Here is a 21,617-nt window from a genome sequence, read left to right as displayed (position 1 = left end):
ATCAGTAAAAAGGCTTAAAAGTAGCGGGTCGGATCTTCCACACCTGCGGCCTTGAAGCCGTCCGCGCGCAAGCGGCAGCTGTCGCACTTGCGGCAGGCGCGGCCCTGATCATCGGCCTGGTAGCAGGACACTGTCAGGCTGTAATCGACGCCGCGGGCAACACCGGCCTGGACGATCTGTGCCTTGCTCATGTTCTGCAGCGGCGCCTGAATGCGGAAGCCCTGCCCTTCAACACCTGCCTTGGTCGCGAGGTTGGCCATGCGCTCGAATGCTTCGACGAACTCAGGACGGCAATCCGGGTAGCCGGAGTAATCCACCGCGTTGACGCCGATGAAGATATCGCGTGCCTGCAGTACTTCGGCCCAACCCAGGGCCAGCGACAGGAACACGGTGTTGCGCGCCGGCACGTAGGTGACCGGGATGCCTTCGCCAGGTGCCTCAGGCACGTCGATGCTGCTGTCGGTCAACGCCGAGCCGCCGATGCCATCTAGGTTGAGACCGATCACCTTGTGCTCGACTACTCCCATGTCGCGGGCCACCCGCGCAGCTGCGTCGAGCTCGGCGCGATGACGCTGGCCGTAGTCAAAACTCATGGTGTAGCAGCTGTAGCCATCGGCCTGGGCCATGGCGACCACGGTCGCCGAGTCGAGGCCACCGGAAAGCAGGATTACCGCGCGTTTGTCAGTCATGTCTTGGTCCTTGGGTTTCAGCGGCCGGGTTCGTCGTTCCACAGCAGCTTGTGCAGCTGCAACTGGAAGCGCACGGGCAGGTTGTCGGCAACGATCCAGTCAGCCAGATCACTGGCACTGACCTGATGATGGCTAGGCGAGAACAGCACTTCGCCTGCGCGCTGATCGAGGTTGTACTGGATCAGCTTGGAGACAGCCCAGTCGTAGTCTTCGCGCGAACAGATGACGAACTTTACCTGGTCATTACGGGTCAGCAGCTCGATGTTCTCGTAGCGGTTGCGGTGCGATTCTTCCGAGGCCGGGGTCTTCAGATCGACCACACGGCTGACGCGGCTGTCGACTTTGGAAATATCCAGCGCGCCGCTGGTTTCCAGCGACACCTCGTAGCCTGCATCGCACAAACGCTCAAGCAACGGCAACGCGTTGGGCTGAGCCAATGGCTCGCCACCGGTAACGCAGATATACCGCGGACGAAAGCCCGCCACCTGCTCCATGATCGAATCCAGGCTGCGAATCGTACCGCCGGTGAAGGCATAGGCGCTGTCGCAGTACTGGCAGCGCAACGGGCAGCCAGTCAGACGGACGAACACGGTGGGCAGGCCAGCCGTGCGCGTTTCACCCTGCAACGAGTAAAAGACTTCGGTGATGCGTAAGGTATCTTGCATGATCGCCACGGGCGTGACAGCTAAACAGGCTGTCCGCCTCCGTCAGGCACTGTCGCGGACTCGACAAAGCGTTATCCGCAGCAGCGTGTTTACGTAAAAGGGCCAAGAGTCTAACGAAAAAACCCGCGCCAGGCGCGGGTTTTCTCACAAACGGGTTGCTTAGAGCTTTTGCAGGTCGCGTTGCGCCAGTTGCGCGGCGGAAGTGCCGGGGTACTGGGTAACTACTTGCTGCAGAATGCCTTTGACCTTGTCGGTACGGCCCAGGCGACGTTCGACGTCGGCCAGCTTGTACAAGGAATCAGGCACTTTGCTGTGCTTGGGATACGACTGGCTGACCTTGGCAAACGCCTGAGCTGCACCTTGCAGGTCGCCCTTGGCCAGGTTCACCTCACCCAGCCAGTATTGCGCGTTGCCGGCATACTGGCTGTTAGGGTATTTGCGCAGGAAGGCGGTAAACGCCTGGCTGGCCTTGTCGAAGTCCTTCTGCTTGATCAGGTCGAAAGCAGCATCATAGTAGAGCTTTTCTTTCGCCGGATCAGCCGGCTCGCTACCCGCGGCCGGTTGTTGCGCAGCAGCGCCAGCGGCGCCGGCTGCTGCACCGGCAGCGGCATCGGATGCGCCACCGGTTGAAGAATTATCGGGAGTCGCGGCAGGCGCGGCACCACTTGAAATGCGACGGTCCAGATCCTGGTATCGTTCCAGGTTTTCCTGCTTCATGCGCGACACATCGTTCTGCAACTCTTCGATGATGCCTTGCTGGCGGGAAATCTGATCCTGCATCTGTTGCAGCTGCATGAACAACTGACCCTGTGCAGAAGCAGGGGTTGAAGCCCCTGCTCCGGCATAGGCGCCGCTCGTGCCATAACCCGCGGGCGGATAACTGCTCGCGTTGTCATCTACTACAGGGACTGCAGCCCACGCCGTGAAGGGCAGGCTGAGTGCGAGGACGGTCAAAGCACGGCGGCACGTACGCATAGGACTTACTTACGCAGTTCTACGCGACGGTTCTGAGCCCAGGATTGCTCGTCGTTGCCGGTGGCAACTGGACGCTCTTCACCGTAGGAAACCAGTTCCAGCTGTGCAGGGGAAACGCCCTGCAGAACCAGGTAACGCTGTACGGCTTTGGCGCGACGCTCACCCAGAGCCATGTTGTACTCGCGAGTACCACGCTCGTCGGTGTTGCCTTCCAGAACAACACGGCTGCCGTTGGACTTCAGGTCCTTGGCGTGAACATCCAGAGCGCGCATGGCTTCTGGCTTCAGGTCCGAGCTGTCGTATTCGAAGTAGAAGGTGGTGATTGCGCGCAGGGCGGCTTCTTCGCTCAGGCTGCCGTCAACAGCGCCAGTGTTGGCACCGTAACCAGCGTTAGGATCTACAGCAGCGCCTTCGCCGGCGTTGTCGCCACCTTTGGAAGAGCAACCTACAGCTACAGCCATGGCCAGAGCCAGCGCAGCGAATTTACCAAACTTCAGCATTTCCATCGTGAAACTCCTAATGAAACCCCAGTGTGTTAAGCAAAACGGTGTAACGCCGCATCAGTTCAGGTAAGGGGACCAGGACGGTTCTCTGACTTCGCCTTGCGCGGTAGGAAGCGGGAGCCTCACGCGTCCGTTGAGAGAGACGAGCATCAAGACTCCCCGGCCCTGCTGGCGGGTGGCGTAGATTAGCATGGTGCCGTTGGGCGCAACAGTGGGGGACTCGTCAAGACTGGTCTCTGAGAGAATCTTTACACTTCCACGTTGCAAGTCCTGGGCCGCCACTTTGAAGTTGGTGAAGCCCTGTTGGCGATGAATCATCACCAGGGTCTTCTCGTCCGCCGAAAGTTTCGGGTTGGCATTGTAGTTACCCACGAACGTTACACGCTCGGCGGAACCGCCACTGACCGAAGTTTTGTAGATCTGCGGCTTGCCACCACGGTCGGAGGTGAAGTAAAGCGTGTTGCCGTCTTTACCCCAGAACGGTTCGGTGTTGATACCAGGGCCGGCAGTTACGCGACTGATCGCGCGCGAACCCATGTTCATCACATAGATGTCCGGGTTGCCGTCCTTGGACAGTACGAACGCCAGGCGCGAACCATCCGGCGACCAGGCTGGCGCGCCGTTGAGGCCTTCGAAGTTGGTGATCTGCTCACGGCGACCGGTGTCGATGTGCTGGACAAAGATACGTGGGCGACGCTGCTCGAACGACACATAGGCGATGCGCTTGCCATCCGGTGCGAAGCGTGGCGACAGAATCGGCTCACGCGACTGCAGCAGGGTCACTGCCCGGGCACCGTCGTAATCTGAACGCTGCAGGGTGTAGCGGGTGTTGTTGGCAGAGAAGCGCTCGGCAGTCACGTACAGCATGCGGGTGGAAAACGCACCCTTGATGCCGGTGAGCTTCTCGAACGACTGGTCGGCAATGTAGTGCGACATGTCGCGCAACTGGTCGACAGTACCGGCAACGCTGCCAGTCAGCACTTGCTGCTCGGTGGCCACGTTGAACAGCGCGTACTGCACCTGCAGACGGCCACCGGACGGCACGATGCTACCGACCATGACGTACTGGGCGCCCAGGGCTTTCCAGTCGCGGAAGATGACTTCGCTGGCCTGGCTTGGCTGGCTGATCATGTTCTGCTTTGGAATCGGCGAGTAGTAGCCAGAGTTGCGCAGGTCATTGCCGATGATGTCGGCCATGTCTTCTGGCAGCACGCTGCCACCCTGCAGGCCGAACGGTACTACCGCGATGGGCGTGGCCCGATCGCTACCGCTGGTGACCAGGATGTTCTTTTCCTCTGCTACGGCCATACCTGCCACGCAGCAGAGCATGACCAGCAGCCCTCGAAAGAGTTTAATCACAGCGCTAGATCCTCAGGTGTAAATGTCATCTTGAACGAGCGATACGCATTGAAATCACTCGGCTTCAAGCCCTGCATTTCGGTCAGTCGACCAATGTTCTTCACCGCTGCCACCGCCGAAGCATCAAACGGACCGTCGCCACTGGCGCGGGCCACACTGACGCTGGTGATGGTGCCATCGGGCAGCATGTTGATCTGCAGCACTACCGTCATGCCTTTGCGTGCCGAAGGCGGACGGGCCCAACCTTCTGCAGCGCGCATGCGGATCAGGTCGTCGAAATCACCGGCTACCTGGTCGCCCTGCTCGTCAGCCAGAGCCTGCTGGCGCTCGGTGGTATCAGACAACAGCTCGGCCAGGGCCTGGGCTTTCTTGTCTTCTGCCGCCTTGCGGGCTGCATCCTGGGCTTTTTTCTTCTGGGCATCTGCAGCGGCCTTCTTCTTGGCCTCTTCAGCTGCTTTCTTCTTCGCTTCCTCGGCTGCCGCTTTCTTCTTGGCATCCTCGGCGGCTTTTTTCTTGGCTTCTTCGGCGGCTTTCTTCTTCGCCTCTTCAGCTGCGTCTTTCTTGGCTTCTTCGTCGGCCTTTTTCTTGGCCTCTTCTTCCGCCTTCTTCTTGGCGATATCAGCCTGCTGTTTTTCGCTGGCTTTCTTCGCCTCTTCAGCTTTCTTGGCCTCGGCGGCCTTCTTGGCTTCAGCAGTCTTGGCAGCTTCTTCGGCTTTTTTGGCTTCTGCCGCTTCGCGAGCAGCTTCGGCCTTTTGATCCGCGTCGGCTTTCTTTTGTTCCGCGGCCTTCACGGCCTCCTGTTCGACCTTCTTCTGTTCCAGCTGTTCGACTTCAGTCTGGCGCGAAGCGGTTTTCTTCGCCTCCCCGGCAATCTTCTGATTGGTCTGGGTAGTGGCCTGACTCTTGGACTTGAGCTGGTACAGCGTAGCCTGAACGATCGGCTTGGACGGCGGCAGTTCAGGGGTCATGGCGAAGCTGACGAACAGCATCGCAAACACCACGACATGCAAGCCAATGGCCCAGACACTGGGCCAGAAGTAGCTTTCCGAGGCAGATGGCTCTCGCTGTTGCATCAGGGCGCCTCGGTAATCAGGCCAACGTTACCGACACCGGCCTTCTGCAACCCGCCCATGGCGCCCATGACCGAGCCGTAATCGACGGACTTGTCGCCACGGATAAAGACCTGGGTCTGCTTGCCCTGGTCGCGACCGGCGGCAATGATCTTGGTCACGGCATTGGTCATGTCCGGCAAGGTCATGGCCTTGTCCATCTGTTTGTCGGTATCGACCTCGCTGCCAAGGTTCCAGTAGTAGGTCTTGTCGGCCTTGATCGAGATGGTAAGGATCTGGACGTTGTTGTCCTGCGGCAAGGCTTCGCTGGAAACCTTGGGCAGGTCGACCTTGACCCCCTGGTTGAGCATCGGGGCCGTCACCATGAAGATGACCAGCAGCACCAGCATCACGTCGATGTAGGGCACCACGTTCATCTCGGCGACGGGCTTGCGTTTGTGGCGAACTCGGGCCATGGGTTTCTACCTGATTACTCTTCGCTGGTGTGCACTTTACGGTGCAGGATCGCCTGGAACTCGTCGGCGAAGGTGTAGTAACGGCTGATCAACGTTTCGCTGCGTGCGGCAAAACGGTTGTAGGCGATAACCGCAGGGATCGCAGCAAACAGGCCGATCGCAGTGGCAATCAATGCCTCGGCGATGCCCGGCGCAACGGTAGCCAGGGTTGCCTGCTGGGCAGAAGCCAAACCACGGAACGAGTTCATGATGCCCCATACGGTACCGAACAGGCCGATGTATGGGCTGGTCGAACCGACGGTGGCGAGGAACGGCAGGCTCTGCTCGAGCTTTTCTTCTTCACGCGAGATGGCTACGCGCATGGCCCGACCAACGCCTTCCATGACCGCGTCAGGGTCTACACCCGCCTGCTGACGCAGACGCGAGAATTCCTTGAAGCCGGCACGGAACACCTGCTCGACACCCGAATCCGGGTCCGGGTTGCTGCCTGCCTGACGGTACAGCTTGGACAAATCAATGCCCGACCAGAAGCGCTCCTCGAAGGCATCCAGCGCACGACGACCGGCGCGCAGCATGCTGCTGCGCTGAAAGATCATGATCCATGAAGTGACCGAGGCGGCCACCAGAATCAGCATTACCAGCTGCACCACGATGCTGGCATTGCTGACCAGACTCCACATGGAGGTATGGTCGACGACGTTAGCTTCCACGCTTATTCTCCTGCATTCGATTGAGTACCCGGGCCGCCCGCCAGGAAGGCGTCGCGCAGCGCTGGGGGGATGGCTCGGGGTTTGAAAGTGTCGGCGCGCACAGCGGCCACCAGAAACTGCCCCTCACAGAGCAGCTTTGCATCTTGTTCTCGCCACACCTGCTGTACGAAGCGCAGGCTGGCGCGGTTCACCTCGACGACTTCTGCGGTTACCCGCAACTCGTCATCCAGGCGCGCCGGCGCGTGGTAGCGCGCCTCGGTGGAGTGAACCACGAACAGCAGATTCTCCCCGGCCAGTTGATGCTGGGAGAAACCCAGGTGACGCAACCGCTCGGTGCGCGCACGCTCCATGAATTTCAGGTAGTTGACGTAATACACCACGCCGCCTGCGTCGGTATCTTCGTAATAGACGCGACAGCGGTGTGCGAACGATTCAAGCCCATTTTGCGCGCGCATACTCTAGTGCTTACTCCTCGGCTTGCCAATCCGCCCGGCAAGTGTTTTTGCATTCGGTAATGCCTTAGTGCCAGCGCGCCATGGGCATGCCAGCGGTAGGACCACGGAAACCGCCTTTTGATCTGTCATTCATCGACAACATCGGAAAAATCCGCCGGGTCGGCCAAACGCCCGGGCAGGTTCAAGCCAAAGTGCAGGTAGGCGTGCCGCGTCACCACGCGGCCACGCGGCGTACGCATGATGTAGCCCTGCTGGATCAGGTACGGCTCGAGCACGTCCTCGATGGTATGGCGCTCCTCGCTGATGGCAGCGGCAAGGTTGTCCACCCCGACCGGACCGCCATCGAACTTCTCGATCATGGTCAGCAGCAAACGCCGGTCGGAGTGATCGAAGCCGCGCTCGTCGACATCCAGCAGATTCAGCGCCAGGTCCGCCACCGCCTTGGTGATCTCGCCCTTGCCGCGTACCTGGGCGTAGTCGCGCACCCGGCGCAGCAGGCGGTTGGCGATCCGCGGCGTACCGCGTGCACGCCGGGCAATCTCGAAGGCGCCCAAATCATCGATGACCAGGCCCAGAATGCCCGCCGAACGGGTAACGATGGTGGCCAGGTCCTTGTCGCTGTAGAACTCCAGGCGCTGGACGATGCCGAAGCGGTCACGCAAGGGGTTGGTCAGCATGCCCGCTCGGGTGGTCGCGCCGACCAGGGTGAACGGCGGCAGATCGAGCTTGATCGAACGCGCGGCTGGGCCCTCACCGATCATGATGTCGAGCTGGAAGTCTTCCATTGCCGGGTACAGCACTTCTTCGACAATCGGCGAGAGCCGGTGAATTTCGTCGATGAACAGCACATCGTGCGGCTCGAGATTGGTCAGCATTGCCGCCAGATCACCGGGCCGCTCCAGAATTGGCCCTGACGTGCTCTTCACCGAAACGCCCATCTCATGGGCGATGATGTTGGCCAGGGTGGTCTTGCCCAGGCCCGGCGGGCCGAAGATCAGGGTATGGTCGAGCGACTCGTTGCGGCCACGGGCAGCCTGGATGAACAGGCCCATCTGGTCGCGCACCACCGGCTGGCCGATGTACTCATCAAGGCTCAGCGGGCGAATCGCGCGGTCCTGGACTTCTTCGCGGTCGCGTCCGGAAGCGGCGATCAGGCGGTCGGCTTCGATCACTTGCTAATCATCCCTTGCAGGCTGCGGCGGATCAGGTCTTCGCTGCTCAGGCCAGCCTTGTCCTTGATCAGCGAGATAGCCTTGCTGGCTTCCTGAGGCTTGTAGCCCAGCGACACCAGCGCACTGACCGCGTCGGCTTCGGCGGTGGACGCGCCACCGGCCGGCGCCGGGCCGTCGGATACCAGGGTGAACATCGACGAGGACGTCTCCCAAGCTTTGAAACGGTCCTTGAGCTCGACCAGCAGGCGCTCGGCAGTCTTCTTGCCAACCCCGGGTACGCGCACCAGCACCGAGGCATCCTGCGCCTGCACGCAGCGCACCAACTCGTCGATTTCAAGCCCGGACATCAGCGCCAGCGCCAGCTTGGGGCCGACGCCGTTGAGACGGATCAGCTCACGGAACAGCTCGCGCTCGCGCTTTTCGCCAAAGCCGTAGAGCAGGTGGGCGTCTTCACGCACCACCAGATGGGTATGCAGGGTAACCGGCTCGCCAACCTTGGGCAGGCGATACAGGGTGGTCATCGGCACTTCGAGCTCATAGCCCAGGCCGTTGACGTCGATAATCAGGTGCGGCGGTTGTTTTTCCGCCAGGGTGCCGCGCAAACGTCCAATCACGTTTCGATCCTTCCTTTCGAGCGCCGGCCACAGACCGGTCAACCCTATCAGCAAATGCGTCGAGTGAACGTTTCACCCGGCCAAAATGTGTATCAGCGCATGAAGCGGTTACAGACGCAAGCGTCCGCCGCGCTTGCGCGCAGTGGTCAAGCCGTGGGGGATCAGGCTGGAGCGGGTATGCGCATGACAGAGGGCGATAGCCAAGGCGTCAGAGGCGTCGATCTGCGGCTTTTGCGTCAGCTTGAGCAGGTGCATGACCATCAGCATCACCTGGTCTTTGTTGGCCGCGCCGGTGCCAGCCACCGCCTGTTTGACCTGGGTGGCGCTATATTCGGCGATCTCCAGGCCAGCTTCGGCACCGGCCACGATGGCTGCACCACGGGCCTGGCCGAGCTTGAGCGCCGAATCCGGATTGCGCGCCATGAACACCCGTTCGATGCCCATGGTAACCGGGCCGTGCTGGCGAATGATCTCGCTGACGCCACGAAAGATGATCTGCAGGCGCTCGGACAACTCGCCGGCGCCCGTACGAATACATCCCGACGCCACATATTCGCAGCCCCGGGCGGTCTGGCGGACCACGCCAAAACCGGTGATGCGCGAACCGGGGTCGATACCAAGAATCAGAGTCATAGGGCCTGCAAGTTGAAAATGAAAACACGCTTGGAGCAGTCAGGCCCTGATGGCTTGAAGCGCCGGCATCAGCCTAGCTGCTCAAGGACCTCATCGGAGATCTGCGCATTGGAATAGACGTTCTGCACGTCGTCCAGGTCTTCGAGCATGTCGATCAGCTTGAGGACTTTTTCAGCGCCATCGCGATCAAGCTCGGCACTGGTGGTCGGCTGCATCACGATTTCGGCGTCGGCGGCCTTGAACCCAGCTTCTTCCAGCGCGTTGCGCACGGCATAAAAGCTGTTGAACGAGGTGAACACTTCGAACGAGCCGTCGTCATTGCTGACCACGTCATCGGCGTCGGCCTCCATGGCCGCCTCCATCAAGGCGTCTTCGTCAACGCCAGGGGCAAAGCTGATCTGGCCCTTGCGCTCGAACAGATAAGCAACCGAACCGTCGGTGCCAAGGTTGCCGCCGCATTTGGTGAAGGCATGGCGCACAGCCGCTGCGGTACGGTTGCGGTTGTCGGTCATGGTTTCGACCATGATCGCCACGCCGCCGGGGCCGTAACCCTCATAGCTGAGCTCTTCGACGTTGTCGCTTTCGTTGGTACCGGCGCCGCGGGCAACTGCCCGATCAATGATGTCGCGGCTCATGTTGGCACCAAGTGCCTTGTCCAGCGCCAGTCGCAAGCGCGGGTTCGACGCTGGATCGGCGCCGCCCTGCTTGGCCGCGACCGTCAGCTCGCGGATCCACTTGGTGAAGACCTTGCCTCTCTTGGCATCCTGGCGCTCTTTGCGGTGCTTGATGTTCGCCCACTTGGAATGACCAGCCATATCGACTCCGAATCCTTGATCCACAAACAGGTTCCGCCCCGAAGGGCGGAACGCGATAAATTCGAGGGCGCGACCTCACGGGCGCGCCCGGGTCGGCGTTACTCGACCTTGGTCTGCTCACGCAGACGGATGTGCAGCTCACGCAGTGCCTTGGCATCGACCAGGCCCGGTGCCTGGGTCATGACGCAGGCAGCGCTCTGGGTTTTCGGGAAGGCGATCACTTCACGAATCGACTGGGCGCCGGTCATCAGCATTACCAAACGGTCCAGACCAAAGGCCAGGCCGCCGTGCGGCGGTGCACCGAACTTCAGCGCGTCGAGCAGGAAGCCAAACTTCTCTTCCTGTTCCGCCGCTTCGATACCGAGCAGGCGGAACACCGCCTGTTGCATCTCTTTGCGGTGAATACGGATCGAACCGCCACCCAGCTCGGTGCCGTTGAGCACCATGTCATAGGCACGCGACAGCGCCGTGGCCGGATTGGCCTCGAGCTCTTCCGGGGTGCACTTGGGTGCAGTGAACGGGTGATGCAAGGCGCTGAAACTGCCGTCTTCGTTCTCGTCGAACATCGGGAAGTCGACAACCCACATCGGTGCCCATTCGCAGGTGAGCAGGTTGAAGTCGTTGCCGACCTTGATCCGCAGCGCACCCAGGGCTTCGCTGACCACCTTGAACTTGTCGGCACCGAAGAACACGATGTCGCCATCAACCGCACCGACGCGATCGAGGATCACGTTGAGGTTGGCCTCAGGGATGTTCTTGACGATCGGCGACTGCAGGCCTTCGACGCCCTTGGCGCGCTCGTTGACCTTGATGTAAGCCAGGCCCTTGGCACCATAGATGCCAACGAACTTGGTGTACTCGTCGATCTTGCTACGCGGCATGCTTGCGCCGCCTGGCAGGCGCAGGGCGGTGACGCGGCACTTCGGATCGTTGGCCGGGCCGGCGAAGACCTTGAAGTCGACATCTTTCAGCTGGTCGGCAACGTCAACCAGTTCCAGCGGGTTACGCAGGTCTGGCTTGTCGGAACCGTAGCGGCGCATGGCCTCTTCGAAGGTCATGTGCGGGAATTCACCGAACTCCAGATCCAGCACTTCCTTGAACAGCTTGCGGATCATGCTCTCGGTGAGGCCCATGATCTCGGACTCGTCGAGGAAGCTGGTCTCGATGTCGATCTGGGTGAATTCCGGCTGGCGGTCGGCACGCAGGTCTTCGTCGCGGAAGCACTTGGCGATCTGGTAGTAACGGTCGAAGCCGGCCACCATCAGCAACTGTTTGAACAGCTGCGGCGATTGCGGCAGGGCGAAGAAGCTGCCGGCGTGGGTACGGCTTGGCACCAGATAGTCACGTGCACCTTCTGGGGTGGCACGGGTCAGGATCGGTGTTTCGACGTCGAGGAAGCCGTTTTCGTCGAGGAAACGGCGGATGCTGGTGGTGATGCGCGAACGCAGACGCAGCTTCTCGGCCATTTCCGGACGACGCAGGTCGATGAAGCGATAGCGCAGGCGGGTTTCTTCGCCGACGTCGGAGTATTCGTTCAACGGGAACGGCGGGGTTTCGGCTTCGTTGAGTACGGTCAGCTCGTAACCCAGTACTTCGATGCCGCCCGACGCCATGTTGGCGTTGACTGCACCTTCGGGACGCTTGCGCACTTTACCGGTGACCTGCACGACGTATTCGCTGCGCACGCGGTCGGCGGCGGCGAAGGTTTCGGCGCGATCCGGGTCGAACACGACCTGGGCCATGCCTTCGCGGTCACGGATATCGAGGAAAATCACCCCGCCGTGGTCGCGGCGACGATGGACCCAGCCGCAAAGGGTGACTTCCTGGCCGTCCAGGCTCTCGTTCAGTTGGCCGCAATATTGGCTGCGCATCATGATGGTGGTTCGCTTCTCGTGATTCGTGTATTCGATGGAGGCCTTGGCCGCCCAGAGGGCTAATACTGCAAGACCCGGACATTGCAATTCAACTCAGTCGGCCTTGTCGCCGCCTGCCAGATTCTTTTTTGCCCCGGTCTTGAAGTCGGTTTCGTACCAGCCAGTGCCACTGAGGCGAAAACCTGGAACGGACAATTGCTTCTTCAATTCCGGCGCCTGGCAGGCCGGACAATCAGTCAACGGCGCGGCGCTGATCTTCTGCAACGCCTCAAGCTGATGGTTGCAGGCTGCACATTGATAGTCGTAAAGGGGCACGGGGATCTCTCGCAAACCATAACGCTGGCTGCCGGGGCAGCAAAAACCGGCATTATATATGGTTAGAGAGGTCAGTGCAGCCCGCCCGGCACTCAACGCGCGCTTGGCGGATCGCGTAGCCAGGCAACGCAGATCACCCGGACCAGGCCGCTGAAGTTGCGCACCCCGCCGTGGCGCAGGTGAACTTCGCGGTCAATGTAGGACAACACCGCACTGACCGAGCACTGATTGACCTCGGCAATACGCTGCAATATCTGCCAATACACATCCTCCAGGCGCAGGCAGGTGGCAAAGCCATTAAGCCTGACCGACCGCGACACTGGCTGCACCTGCAGCATGTCGAAGTCCGCTGCGAAGGGATCGACACAGGCCTTGCCTGGCCAATGTCCCTGACACACATTGCGTTTGCTGCGCCGCACCCTGATGTCCACTGCTGCCACTCCATTGCCAAGGGGATCCATTCATGTGCTGGAGACATGAATCATGGCGTGTAATGAAGCGCCGCGAGGCGGGGCATGAGCAGCGGCAAAATTTTCCGCCTGCGCGTGCAGTTCATCACCGCCCTGCGCTTCACGGCGCAGGGCGGCTTGAACAGTTTATTTACCTTCGAGCAACGAGCGCAGCATCCACGCGGTCTTCTCGTGCACCTGCATACGCTGGGTCAGCAGATCCGCCGTTGGCTCGTCACTGACCTTGTCGACCACCGGGAAAATACTGCGTGCGGTACGCGTGACCGCCTCCTGCCCATCGACCAACTGGCGGATCATCTCATCAGCAGGCGGCACACCCTCCTCTTCCTGGATCGATGAGTGGCGGGCATAGAACGCGTAGGAACCAGGCGCCGGGAAGCCCAGCGCGCGGATCCGTTCGGCGATCGAGTCAACCGCCAGGGCCAGCTCGTTGTACTGCTCTTCGAACATCAGGTGCAGGGTACGGAACGCCGGACCGGTAACGTTCCAATGAAAGTTATGGGTTTTCAGATACAACACATAGGTATCCGACAACAAACGGGACAGCCCATCGACGATGGACTTGCGATCTTCTTCACTGATACCGATATCGATTGCCATGAAGCTCCCCTTTTTCATATGGCTTGGGTAGTCAAGCGGATGAAGGGGCACTGTAACAAGACTTGCCTGCGCCTGCATGTGACGCAGGGCAATCGATCACTCCCATCATCCGCCCGGTTTGAGCTCACCGGGCCTTTGCTGTTAAATAGGCAGGGTGCCATTCGTGCGGATTGTTAATGCCGGATGCATAGGCAGGCCAGCTGCGTGACCGCGCTTTCTCTCTCATGCGCACCGCGCTGCCCGCTCTTCCTGTGATTGACCTTATAAACGTGAGCCAACCCAAATGTTCAAGATCGTCCATCTGGTGACGGGCGTAGCAGCCTTGCTGCTGTCGCTCATACCAAGCCTTCGCACCGAGGCAATTCCCTTCCTGCAGCAACCGGAGGCCGTGTACCTGGCCTTGCTCGGCCTGCTCAACCTACTGCTGGCGCCGGTCGTGCCGCTTTATTACCGCGGCGCGCGCCTGCAACTGCAATACCTGGCCAGCGCTTTGCTGGTGCTGGCGGTTGTCCTGCAAACAGTAACCGTGCTGGTCCGGCCGGAGCTGGGCAACCTGCCTGCACTGCTGTGCGCTGCTCTGGCAGTTCTGGCACACCTGGTTGCCGGCTTCAGCCGCAGCAGCGGCCGCTCGCGCAATGCTGGCGGCGCTGCCCAGGAAGGCAGCAAGCGCGATACCGGCACCGTCAAGTGGTTCAACACCTCGAAAGGCTTCGGCTTTATCTCGCGCGACTCCGGCGACGATATCTTCGTGCACTTTCGCGCCATCCGTGGCGACGGCCACCGCGTACTGGTCGAAGGCCAACGCGTGGAGTTCTCGGTCATGCACCGCGACAAGGGCCTGCAGGCCGAAGACGTGATCGCGGTCTCGCGCCGCTGACAGCAAAGGCCTTGCGGGCGCTATGCACCCGCAAGGTACCCATCCTCAGTAATGAGGCGGCGGCGCTTCTTCACCTTCGCTGCCGTACTGCCCGACCATCTCCTCGTAACGCTTGATCAGCTCGGCCATCTGCAGTTGCAGACGATTGATCACCCGCCCCTGCTCGACCACCACATCATTGAGCTCCTGCAGCGCGTCATCCTGAAACGCCTGACGGGTTTCCAGGTCGATGATTTGCGATTCCAGAGACATCAGCTCACGCCTCCTTGAAGTCATTGTTGTTCAACGCCGAGCGCAGGCGCTGGCGAAGCTGTGCGAGTTGCTCCTCGCTGTACTCGGCAGCCGCCACCTTGCCCCACACTGGCGCAGGCCAGGCAGCATCGTTGCGGTGGCGCACGATCACGTGCATGTGCAGTTGGCTGACCACGTTGCCCAAGGTCGCCACGTTCATCTTGTCGGCAGCAAATTCCTGTTTGAGCGAATTTGCCAGGCAGGTGGTTTCTTGCCACAGCTGCTGCTGGTCGGCTGCCGCGAGGTCAAACAGCTCACTGACGTCGGCTTGCCGCGGCACCAGAATGAACCACGGATAATTGGCGTCTTTGCTCAACAGCAGCCGACACAGCGGGAAATCTCCCAGCACCAGGCAATCCTGCTGCAAACGCGGATCCAGGACGAACACGGCAAATCTCCTTCAATCAGATCGCCTACGCAACGCAGGCATGGTGCGCGGAGGATACCCTGCCTAGCCGCAACAGGCATGAAATCGGGCGCTCCAGCTACACTTTAGCTGGCTTGCACAGCTGCCCTGCACCGCCGCGGTAACAGAGCGCTACTTTTCGCACCAAAATAGAGCCGTCCGTCGCGGTGCTGACGGCGGTTCCCAGTAAAACTACTCAAGATGAACAATCGGCGGTAACACATTGGTTTAGTTAGCAACCTTACAGTTGCATCGACCGTTGAATATTGGCACACCATCAGACAGACCGAACCCTTTATTTTCGGAGGTTTGCCACCAAGCGATCAGGCAGATGTGAAAAATTCATCAACTCAATGTGAAAATGAGCACGCTTGTTGCATTCCCTCAACGCCAAGTCGGCACGACACCTGCAGTGAGCAGGAGCTGCCGACAGACCACGGCGCCGAAGCACTATCAAGGGGTACCGTCCTGTGTTAACGGATGAGGGAGCAGAACGCTGGGATATATGTCCGCTGTTCGGCGCGTAATTTGCGACATTGAATTAGTTATAAGCGACACGCCATAAAGTTTGTGAAAAGTTGCTTTATGCATATCGCCAAATAAAGAGTCAGCGTGATATACCTTCGCGCCGACACAACAAGAAAGAGCTGCCCCATATAATTAAAACCCCGGGCGCAGCGGTACTCTTCCTAAAAACCAAAGGAGCAAATCACGATGCGCGTGATGAAGTGGAGCATGATCGCCCTGGCCGTTGCGGCAGGCACCTCGCAAATGGCCATCGCCTCTTCGCAGGATGATTCCAAAGGCTTTATTGAAGACAGCCAGCTGTCAGTCAAGTTGCGCAACCTGTACTTCAGCCGTGACTATCGTAACCAGGAGTCGGCCGCTAACCGCGCAGCCGGCCTGCGTCATGATCAGCGTGAATGGGGCCAAGGCTTCATCGGTACCTTTGAATCGGGCTTCACCCAAGGCACCGTCGGTGTAGGTGTCGACGCCATCGGCATGCTCGGCCTCAAGCTGGACAGCGGTCGTGGCTTCTCCGGCACGGGCCTGTTCCCTACCGGTTCAGATGGCCGTTCCCAGGACGACTACTCCAAGGGTGGCGCGGCGGTCAAGTTCCGCATTTCCGACACCGTACTCAAGGCTGGCGACCAATTCGTATCGCTGCCTGTATTCGCCACCGACGACAGCCGCTTGCTGCCTGAGATGGCCCAAGGCACATTGATCACCAGTAGCGAAATCAAAGGCCTCACCCTGAATGCGGGTCGCTTCACCAGCCTGACCGGTCAGGAACAGACCAACCGTGACAACTTCCGCCTGAAAAAAGCCGACGTTGCCGGCGGCACGTATGCCTTCACCGACAGCCTCAGCACCAGCCTTTACTACTCCAAGGTTGAAGACTACTGGCGCAAATACTACGCCAACGTCAACTGGGCTCTGCCGATCTCTGACACTCAAGGCCTGGTGTTCGACTTTAACGTGTATGACACCAAGAGCAGTGGCAGCGGCGAAGCTCGAGCCTATGATGGCGACAAGATCGACAGCCGCGCATTCAGCTTGTCCGGCGCCTATAGCATTGGCGCGCACACTTTCACCGTCGCGTATCAGAAGATGACCGGCGACGGCGGCTATCAGTATGGCGTCGACGGTAATGGCACCATTTTCCTGGCAAACTCCATTGCCCGCTCCGACTTCAATGCTGAAGGCGAGAAGTCTTGGCAAGCACGTTATGACCTGAACTTTGCCGAGTTCGGTATTCCTGGCCTGACCTTCATGACTCGCTACGTACGCGGTACGGATGCGAAAGTGGAAGGCACCAACAACGGAACCGAGTGGGAACGTGACATCGACGTCAAATACGTGCTGCAGGAGGGCCCCGCCAAGGACCTGAGCTTCCGTGTTCGTCAGGCAACTTATCGCTCGTCCGACGCCGTTTACTCCAACTCTCTGGACGAACTGCGTCTGATCGTCGAGTACCCGCTGAGCATCCTGTAAGCCTGGCTTGCAGTGCCCCGCACTTGAAAAGCCCGGCTACCACGCCGGGCTTTTTCTTGGCTGACAACTGGCCTGCGCTGCGGCATCCTGTACGCTTTCGTTTCGCCCCCGTAGAATGCGGGGTCATTTCAACGTCTTAGGCAATCGACACGGCCCCCCATGCGCACCAGTCAATATTTGCTCGCCACCCAAAAAGAAACCCCTGCCGATGCAGTGGTCATCAGCCATCAGCTCATGCTGCGCGCCGGCATGATCCGCAAGCTGGCCTCCGGCCTGTACACCTGGCTGCCGATGGGCCTGCGGGTAATGCGCAAGGTCGAAGCCGTGGTCCGCGAAGAAATGAACGCCGCCGGCGCGCTTGAAGTGCTGATGCCGAGCATCCAGCCAGCCGAGCTGTGGCAGGAATCTGGCCGCTGGGAACAGTACGGCCCAGAGCTGCTGCGCCTGAAAGACCGGCACAACCGCGACTTCTGTGTTGGCCCGACTCACGAAGAAGTGATCACCGACATGGTCCGCAACGAGCTGTCCAGCTATAAACAGCTGCCGCTCAACCTGTACCAGATCCAGACCAAATTCCGCGATGAGATCCGCCCACGCTTCGGTTTGATGCGCGGCCGCGAGTTCATCATGAAGGACGCCTACTCGTTCCATGCCGACCAGGCTTCCCTGCAGGAAACCTACGACCGCATGCATCAGGCGTACAGCAACATCTTTACCCGCCTGGGCTTGAACTTCCGCCCAGTGCAGGCTGATACCGGCTCGATCGGTGGCAACTACTCGCACGAATTCCACGTCCTGGCCGCTACCGGTGAAGACGACGTGATCTTCAGCGACAGCTCCGACTACGCCGCCAACATCGAAAAAGCCGAAGCCATCCCACGCGAAAGCGTGCGCCCGGCGCCAACCGAAGAGCTGCGCCTGGTCGATACTCCGCACGCCAAGACCATCGCCCAACTGGTCGAAAACCATGGCCTGCCAATCGAGAAGACGGTCAAGACCCTGATCGTGCGCGGCGCTGAAGAAGGCAAGCTGATTGCCCTGATCGTGCGCGGCGATCACGAACTCAACGAAATCAAGGCCGCCAAGCTCCCGCAGGTTGCCGAACCGCTGGTCATGGCCAGCGACGCCGAGCTGCGTGACGCCATTGGCGCCGGTGCAGGCTCGCTGGGCCCGCTGAACCTGCCGCTGGAAATCATCATCGACCGCTCGGTGGCCCTGATGAGCGACTTCGGCATCGGCGCCAACATCGACGACAAGCACTACTTCGGCGTCAACTGGGAGCGTGACCTGCCAGTGCCTGAAGTAGCCGACCTGCGCAACGTGGTTGCCGGTGACCCAAGCCCAGATGGCCAGGGCACCCTGGTGATCAAGCGCGGCATCGAAGTCGGGCATATCTTCCAGCTCGGCACCAAGTACAGCGAGGCGCTCAAGTGCCAAGTACTCGGCGAGAACGGCAAGCCAGTAGTACTGTCGATGGGTTGCTACGGCATCGGCGTTTCGCGCGTGGTTGCTGCTGCCATCGAGCAGAGCTACGACGACAAAGGGATCATCTGGAACGATGCCCTGGCGCCGTTCCAGATCGCTCTGGTACCGCTGCGCTACGAAACCGAGGTGGTGCGTGAGGCGACCGACAAGCTGTACGCCGAACTGACCGCTGCAGGCTTCGAAGTGCTGCTCGATGACCGTGACAAGAAGACCAGCCCAGGCAACAAGTTTGCCGATATGGAACTGATCGGCATCCCGCACCGGATCGTGGTCAGTGACCGCGGTCTGGCCGATGGCAATCTGGAATACAAGCACCGCACCGAGCAGGACGCCCAGGCGCTGCCGGTCAACGAAGTGCTGACCTTCCTGCAAGCCCGCATCCGTCGCTGATAGCCCAATGCGCGAGTGAACATGTACAAGCGAAGTACCTTTACCCTGGGGGGCGCCGCACTCTGCGGCGCCCTGTTCGTCAGCGGCTGCGCCAATCAGATGTCCCAGCGCAGCGAGCATGAAGAACGCGTCGAGCGCAAGTTGCTCGAGCACAGTCTGCAGATCGACGTTGGCGAGCCCAAGGTAATGGAGCTTCCGCAACGGCGCGTGCGCGTTCACGAGCAGCAGCGCTTCGAAGTCACCGAGTTCGAAGTGACCCGCCGCTACGACCGCTACACCCCTTACCAGCCCTGGCGGGAGATCTACGAGATCCCGCTGGGCGCAGTCGCGGTGGTGGCCGGAGTCGGTGCCAATGTGGTCAATGTGTTCGCCTTGGGCAACCTGCCGCAGAGCGTCACTCATGACTGGCTGAGCTATGGCGTTGCCGGGCTCAATCCATTCATGAACGTGCAATCCAACGGCCGTGCCCAGCAGAACCTGGCGGGCATCAGCGAGGTGGAGAAAGCCAAGCGCGAAGAATCCACCAACCTGCCCTGGAGCGAGCGCCTGGTCGAGGTCAAGGCTGGCAAGCTCAACCATGAGCTGACCACCGACCGTAACGGTGTGCTGCGGCTGAACCTGCTGGATGCGCCGTTTTCCGAGCAGAATCTCGGCCGCGTAGGCACCCTGCACCTGCAGGTGGTCGACGAGGACAACGGCATTCGCGGCGACTCCAGCCTGCTGGTCAGCGGCACGCTGCGCAACAAACTGGTCGAAGCACGGCACCTGATCTTCGATGACCTTGAAGACGACGATGTCAGCCAGTGGGTTCACCGGGTCAAGCGGCTGTCCGAGCTTGGCCTGGAAGAAGAAGCCAGTGAGCTTGAGCAGAGCCTGATTGAACTGACCCGCAATGATCCAGAATTGCAGCAGGAATTCTTGCAGGCACTGACCAAACAGACCGGGCGACTGGTAGCAGATCCAGGCGGACAATAATCGCCTTCGTCACAGGGCCGCCTGGCGGCCTTGCTGACGCATCCTCAAGATTGCGCAAACAACTCCAGCTGCTCATGCGCCCCGCGCAGATCGCGCAAGCGCACCCCAACTCCAAGCAACCGCACCGGCTTGCCACCTCGGGCAAACGCCTGGCTCAGCAACTGTCGGTAACTCTCCAGATCGCGCCCGGCACCCGCCTGCTCGATGGTCGTCTGCGTGAAGTCATGGAACTTGACCTTGACGAATGGCTTGTCGGCTTTATAGCTGCTGTCCATCCGCGCGACCCGCTCATTAAGGCTATCGAGCAACTCAGGCAATTTGGCCAGGCAGCTGTTCAGATCAGGCAGATCGGTATCGTAGGTGTTTTCGACACTGACCGACTGACGCCGGCTGTCATTCTGCACAGCGCGCTCATCCACACCACGGGCCAACCCCCACAAACGCTCACCAAAACTGCCGAACTCGCGCACTAGCGCCAGCTTTGACCATTCGCGCATGTCCATGCAGGTCTCGATACCCAGCCGGGTCAGTTTGTCGGCAGTGACCTTGCCCACACCATGCAGGCGAGCCACCGGCAGCGCGGCAACAAACGCCTCCACCTGGCCGGGGGTAATCACGAACAGTCCGTTGGGCTTGCGCCAGTCGCTGGCAATCTTGGCCAGGAACTTGTTTGGCGCAACCCCTGCTGAAACCGTGATGTGCAAGGACTTGGCGACGCGCTGGCGGATATCCTCAGCAATCCGCGTGGCGCTGCCGCCGTACCAGGAGCTGTCGCTGACATCCAGATAGGCTTCATCCAGCGACAGCGGCTCGATCAGCTCGGTGTAGTCACGAAAGATCGCCTGGATCTCGCGTGAGGCTTCGCGGTAGGCCTCAAAACGCGGCTTGACGATCAACAGGTCAGGGCAGAGTTTAAGCGCGTGGCGCGAGGACATTGCCGAGCGTACCCCATAGGCGCGCGCTTCATAGTTGCAGGTGGCAATCACCCCGCGCCCCTCCGCCGAGCCACCCACCGCCATCGGCCGGCCAGCCAGGCTCGGGTCGTCACGCATTTCGATCGCAGCGTAGAAGCAGTCGCAGTCGACATGGATGATCTTGCGCAAAGACATGGATGACCGTCAGTACTGTAAATTCATACAGATACTACCGTAACCGCCTCGCGCTGGCACCGTGCGCACTCTGCTATTCGACAATTGGCCTGGAATGCCCGCCGTTGCTGAGCCCGGCGCTTAATTGACACGCTAACAGATTGAACAGAAAAGGATTTCCCTGAGAAATAGCTTGACTGCGCAGCGCCAGGGCGTAGAATCCACTCCACAGACGCGGGATGGAGCAGTCTGGTAGCTCGTCGGGCTCATAACCCGAAGGTCGTCGGTTCAAATCCGGCTCCCGCAACCAAATATAGAAGAGGCCACTGTGCAAACAGTGGCCTTTTTCTTTGCTTCAAATAAAGCTGTCCTAGAATAATTTGTTCTAAATCAAAGGGTAAGCTTGACATCAGCGCGAATCAGGGTATAGTCCACCCCACAGACGCGGGATGGAGCAGTCTGGTAGCTCGTCGGGCTCATAACCCGAAGGTCGTCGGTTCAAATCCGGCTCCCGCAACCAAACAGAGAAAATGGCCACTGTGAAAACAGCGGCCATTTTTTTCGTCTGCACGTTGTGCTTTGAAGTTATTTACGCTGCATCAGCGTGGAAGGCTTGACCTAGTGCCAGTAATGCGTAGAATGCGCCCCACTGACGCGGGATGGAGCAGTCTGGTAGCTCGTCGGGCTCATAACCCGAAGGTCGTCGGTTCAAATCCGGCTCCCGCAACCAAATCGT

At 60.0% G+C, this 21,617-nt stretch carries 24 protein-coding genes and 3 tRNA genes; 7 read left to right on the top strand and 20 right to left on the bottom strand.

The annotated features are described in order from the left end of the window. Positions 1-14 precede the first annotated feature (14 nt). The 17 genes from queC to K3F44_RS01590 all read right to left on the bottom strand — a co-directional run bounded on the left by queC (position 15) and on the right by K3F44_RS01590 (position 13,374). The gene (gene queC / locus K3F44_RS01670; RefSeq protein WP_101317428.1) at positions 15-689 is read right to left on the bottom strand and encodes a 7-cyano-7-deazaguanine synthase QueC; all 675 of its coding nucleotides are present in this window, start codon (positions 687-689) and stop codon (positions 15-17) included. A gap of 17 nt (positions 690-706) precedes the next feature. Continuing rightward, on the bottom strand, positions 707-1,354 hold the full coding sequence (gene queE / locus K3F44_RS01665; RefSeq protein ID WP_101322958.1) for a 7-carboxy-7-deazaguanine synthase QueE: 648 nt from the start codon (positions 1,352-1,354) through the stop codon (positions 707-709). Positions 1,355-1,513: 159 nt separating this feature from the next. After that, on the bottom strand, positions 1,514-2,329 hold the full coding sequence (gene ybgF, locus K3F44_RS01660) for a tol-pal system protein YbgF (RefSeq protein WP_101317426.1): 816 nt from the start codon (positions 2,327-2,329) through the stop codon (positions 1,514-1,516). Positions 2,330-2,334: 5 nt separating this feature from the next. Further along, on the bottom strand, positions 2,335-2,835 hold the full coding sequence (pal, locus tag K3F44_RS01655; RefSeq protein WP_043201913.1) for a peptidoglycan-associated lipoprotein Pal: 501 nt from the start codon (positions 2,833-2,835) through the stop codon (positions 2,335-2,337). A gap of 54 nt (positions 2,836-2,889) precedes the next feature. After that, positions 2,890-4,161, bottom strand: a complete 1,272-nt coding sequence (tolB, locus tag K3F44_RS01650; protein ID WP_189691595.1) for a Tol-Pal system beta propeller repeat protein TolB — start codon at positions 4,159-4,161, stop codon at positions 2,890-2,892. A 26-nt stretch (positions 4,162-4,187) separates the two neighbouring features. Further along, positions 4,188-5,264 carry a cell envelope integrity protein TolA gene (tolA, locus tag K3F44_RS01645; RefSeq protein WP_101317421.1) on the bottom strand — a complete coding sequence of 359 codons (1,077 nt, stop codon included), beginning with the start codon at positions 5,262-5,264 and terminating at the stop codon, positions 4,188-4,190. Continuing rightward, positions 5,264-5,716 (bottom strand): protein TolR, encoded by a 453-nt coding sequence (gene tolR, locus K3F44_RS01640; RefSeq protein ID WP_101317418.1) that lies wholly within the window; start codon positions 5,714-5,716, stop codon positions 5,264-5,266. The genes tolA and tolR overlap by 1 nt, the downstream gene beginning before the upstream one ends. 14 nt (positions 5,717-5,730) lie before the next feature. After that, positions 5,731-6,426 carry a protein TolQ gene (tolQ, locus tag K3F44_RS01635; protein WP_101317416.1) on the bottom strand — a complete coding sequence of 232 codons (696 nt, stop codon included), beginning with the start codon at positions 6,424-6,426 and terminating at the stop codon, positions 5,731-5,733. A 2-nt stretch (positions 6,427-6,428) separates the two neighbouring features. Next, on the bottom strand, positions 6,429-6,881 hold the full coding sequence (gene ybgC / locus K3F44_RS01630) for a tol-pal system-associated acyl-CoA thioesterase (RefSeq protein WP_101317414.1): 453 nt from the start codon (positions 6,879-6,881) through the stop codon (positions 6,429-6,431). 125 nt (positions 6,882-7,006) lie between these two features. Next, a complete protein-coding gene (gene ruvB / locus K3F44_RS01625; protein ID WP_101317412.1) occupies positions 7,007-8,053 on the bottom strand; it encodes a Holliday junction branch migration DNA helicase RuvB in 1,047 nt (348 codons plus the stop codon). Then, positions 8,050-8,667, bottom strand: a complete 618-nt coding sequence (gene ruvA / locus K3F44_RS01620) for a Holliday junction branch migration protein RuvA (RefSeq protein WP_220633224.1) — start codon at positions 8,665-8,667, stop codon at positions 8,050-8,052. The genes ruvB and ruvA overlap by 4 nt, the downstream gene beginning before the upstream one ends. A 108-nt stretch (positions 8,668-8,775) precedes the next feature. After that, positions 8,776-9,300, bottom strand: coding sequence for a crossover junction endodeoxyribonuclease RuvC (gene ruvC, locus K3F44_RS01615; protein WP_101317407.1), 525 nt, complete (start codon positions 9,298-9,300; stop codon positions 8,776-8,778). 68 nt (positions 9,301-9,368) lie between these two features. Then, positions 9,369-10,115: a YebC/PmpR family DNA-binding transcriptional regulator gene (locus tag K3F44_RS01610; RefSeq protein ID WP_101317405.1), complete on the bottom strand. Its 747-nt coding sequence runs from the start codon at positions 10,113-10,115 to the stop codon at positions 9,369-9,371. A 98-nt stretch (positions 10,116-10,213) separates the two neighbouring features. Then, positions 10,214-11,989, bottom strand: a complete 1,776-nt coding sequence (gene aspS, locus K3F44_RS01605; protein ID WP_101317403.1) for an aspartate--tRNA ligase — start codon at positions 11,987-11,989, stop codon at positions 10,214-10,216. A gap of 93 nt (positions 11,990-12,082) precedes the next feature. After that, positions 12,083-12,304: an FmdB family zinc ribbon protein gene (locus tag K3F44_RS01600; protein WP_101317401.1), complete on the bottom strand. Its 222-nt coding sequence runs from the start codon at positions 12,302-12,304 to the stop codon at positions 12,083-12,085. A 92-nt stretch (positions 12,305-12,396) separates the two neighbouring features. Next, positions 12,397-12,642: a ribbon-helix-helix domain-containing protein gene (locus K3F44_RS01595; protein WP_258197118.1), complete on the bottom strand. Its 246-nt coding sequence runs from the start codon at positions 12,640-12,642 to the stop codon at positions 12,397-12,399. A 258-nt stretch (positions 12,643-12,900) separates the two neighbouring features. After that, positions 12,901-13,374: a Dps family protein gene (locus tag K3F44_RS01590; protein WP_101317397.1), complete on the bottom strand. Its 474-nt coding sequence runs from the start codon at positions 13,372-13,374 to the stop codon at positions 12,901-12,903. A 283-nt stretch (positions 13,375-13,657) separates the two neighbouring features. Between K3F44_RS01590 and K3F44_RS24940 the strand changes: the two genes are divergently transcribed. Beyond that, positions 13,658-14,251 carry a cold shock domain-containing protein gene (locus tag K3F44_RS24940; protein ID WP_101317395.1) on the top strand — a complete coding sequence of 198 codons (594 nt, stop codon included), beginning with the start codon at positions 13,658-13,660 and terminating at the stop codon, positions 14,249-14,251. Positions 14,252-14,296: 45 nt separating this feature from the next. Here the strand turns inward: K3F44_RS24940 and K3F44_RS01580 are convergent, their stop codons facing one another. Together K3F44_RS01580 and K3F44_RS01575 are read right to left on the bottom strand one after the other, a co-directional pair. Continuing rightward, on the bottom strand, positions 14,297-14,503 hold the full coding sequence (locus tag K3F44_RS01580) for a SlyX family protein (RefSeq protein ID WP_101317393.1): 207 nt from the start codon (positions 14,501-14,503) through the stop codon (positions 14,297-14,299). 4 nt (positions 14,504-14,507) lie between these two features. Further along, positions 14,508-14,930: an HIT domain-containing protein gene (locus K3F44_RS01575; protein ID WP_220633222.1), complete on the bottom strand. Its 423-nt coding sequence runs from the start codon at positions 14,928-14,930 to the stop codon at positions 14,508-14,510. A gap of 732 nt (positions 14,931-15,662) precedes the next feature. Here K3F44_RS01575 and K3F44_RS01570 point away from each other — a divergent pair. The 3 genes from K3F44_RS01570 to K3F44_RS01560 all read left to right on the top strand — a co-directional run bounded on the left by K3F44_RS01570 (position 15,663) and on the right by K3F44_RS01560 (position 19,793). Continuing rightward, complete coding sequence (locus K3F44_RS01570; RefSeq protein ID WP_101317389.1) at positions 15,663-16,943, top strand: OprD family porin; 1,281 nt, start codon at positions 15,663-15,665, stop codon at positions 16,941-16,943. A 159-nt stretch (positions 16,944-17,102) separates the two neighbouring features. After that, on the top strand, positions 17,103-18,818 hold the full coding sequence (locus tag K3F44_RS01565; protein WP_101317387.1) for a proline--tRNA ligase: 1,716 nt from the start codon (positions 17,103-17,105) through the stop codon (positions 18,816-18,818). 21 nt (positions 18,819-18,839) lie between these two features. After that, complete coding sequence (locus K3F44_RS01560) at positions 18,840-19,793, top strand: hypothetical protein (RefSeq protein ID WP_220633221.1); 954 nt, start codon at positions 18,840-18,842, stop codon at positions 19,791-19,793. Between the two features lie 44 nt (positions 19,794-19,837). Here K3F44_RS01560 and dinB read toward each other — a convergent pair whose 3' ends face one another. After that, positions 19,838-20,896, bottom strand: a complete 1,059-nt coding sequence (gene dinB / locus K3F44_RS01555) for a DNA polymerase IV (RefSeq protein WP_220634127.1) — start codon at positions 20,894-20,896, stop codon at positions 19,838-19,840. Between the two features lie 218 nt (positions 20,897-21,114). Here dinB and K3F44_RS01550 point away from each other — a divergent pair. From K3F44_RS01550 to K3F44_RS01540, 3 genes are all read left to right on the top strand, one after another. Continuing rightward, positions 21,115-21,191: transfer RNA gene (locus tag K3F44_RS01550), tRNA-Met, on the top strand. Between the two features lie 133 nt (positions 21,192-21,324). After that, a tRNA-Met gene (locus tag K3F44_RS01545) sits at positions 21,325-21,401 on the top strand. 133 nt (positions 21,402-21,534) lie between these two features. Continuing rightward, positions 21,535-21,611: transfer RNA gene (locus K3F44_RS01540), tRNA-Met, on the top strand. The last annotated feature ends 6 nt before the right edge of the window (positions 21,612-21,617 follow it).

Source organism: Pseudomonas sp. S07E 245, assembly GCF_019599025.1.
GTDB lineage: Bacteria > Pseudomonadota > Gammaproteobacteria > Pseudomonadales > Pseudomonadaceae > Aquipseudomonas > Aquipseudomonas shirazensis.
The sequence above is the reverse complement of the archived record's forward strand: the minus strand, read 5'-3'. Positions and strand labels throughout refer to the sequence as shown.